This is a genomic window from Halolamina salina (assembly GCF_042678005.1).
In the GTDB taxonomy this organism is placed as follows: domain Archaea; phylum Halobacteriota; class Halobacteria; order Halobacteriales; family Haloferacaceae; genus Halolamina; species Halolamina salina.
The window spans coordinates 1-1,279 of record NZ_JBHUDH010000209.1; the positions used below are offsets into that span (position 1 = coordinate 1).

2 protein-coding genes are annotated in these 1,279 nt (G+C 71.0%); one reads left to right on the plus strand and one right to left on the minus strand.

Annotated features, from left to right (window positions below):
• The coding region (locus tag ACFR9S_RS14605; RefSeq protein WP_379818951.1) for a transcription initiation factor IIB at nucleotides 1-683 on the minus strand (683 nt) is incomplete at its 3' end.
• A gap of 169 nt (nucleotides 684-852) precedes the next feature.
• On the opposite strand from ACFR9S_RS14605, the gene ACFR9S_RS14610 reads away from it, so the two are divergent.
• On the plus strand, nucleotides 853-1,279 hold a 427-nt coding region (locus tag ACFR9S_RS14610), incomplete at its 3' end, for a DUF7858 family protein (RefSeq protein WP_379818952.1).

Below are 1,279 nucleotides of genomic sequence, written 5' to 3' on the forward strand. Positions count from 1 at the left end.
GCCTCGGCGAGTTCGCGGGCGCGACGGCGGACAGCCTGTCCGAGGTCGAGTTCGCTGGCGAAGCGCGCGACGAACTCCGCGGGCTCGGCCGCCGAGACGGGCAGCCCGAGCTCGCGGTTCATCGCGTCGTAGGCCGCACGGTGTTCCGCGGCGGTCGCCTTCGCGGCGTCGAGGATCTCGTCGGTTGTTCGCGAGACGCCCGCGACCCGACAGGCCGCGTAGACGGCGGCGCTGGCGAACCCCTCGATCGAGCGCCCGCGCAGCAGGTCCTCGCTCTGTGCGGACTCGAACAGCGAGCAGGACTGGTCGCGGATACGGTCGGGCAGTTCGAGCGCGCCCATCAGCCGGCGGATCTCGGTGAAGCCGTACACCTGATTGCGCTCGCGCTTCGACCGGATCTGCGTCCGGCGATGCTGGCGGCGCAGTCGGGACCACTTGCGGTTCTTCCCGCGGCCGTCGCGGCCGATCTCCGTCGAGAGCCCGCGGTCGTGCCGGGAGCGCGTCAGCGGTGCGCCACACCGGGCCGGGTTCCGGTCGTCGTCCTCGAAGCTGCGCCACTCGGGACCGCGGTCGAGCCGGTCGGTCGAGACGACCAGCCCACAGCCCTCACAGACCGTCTCGTCGCCGTCGGCGGTCAGTCGCCCGTCGCACTCGGGACAGCCGGTAGCACGCGTCGTGCTCATACTCCAAGATCGGTCCCGATCGGATACATAAACCCGGGTGGTTCCCGGGGTTTCGATCCCGCTCCCGTCCGTCGAACGTACCGGTTATCGGTACGTTCTCTCATCGCTCTACCTCAGAGAAACTTCAACAGTGAAAACTGTTAAACTATATCGCGGCGAACGATCGCGTATGACGCTGGAGGAGATCGCCGCCGGGATCGAGGTGACCGCCGAGCAGGAGGCCCGCGGCGTCGCCGCCGTCGACGAGACGGGCGAGGCGTTGGTCGAGCGCCTCCGCCCGCACGCGGGGGCGCTCCCCTGCACGCCGGAGGCCGCCGCGACGGTCGTCGAAACCCACGCGGCCGGAACGAGCGTCGGCGAGAGCGCGCGCGAGGCGGGGATCGCGCCAGTGACGGCCGCGAAGGCGCTGCACCGCTGTGGCGTCTCGGGCGTGACGCCGCTGTCGCCGATGGCCCGCGAGATCGTCCGGGACTGGCAGGCCGGCGAGCTCGCCCGAGCCGAAGCGCTCGAACTGACGGGAGCGAGCGAGGCGGAGTTCGCACTGGGGAGCTACATCGAGAGCCACGACGCCGACCCCGCGCTGTCCGCGGCGGGTG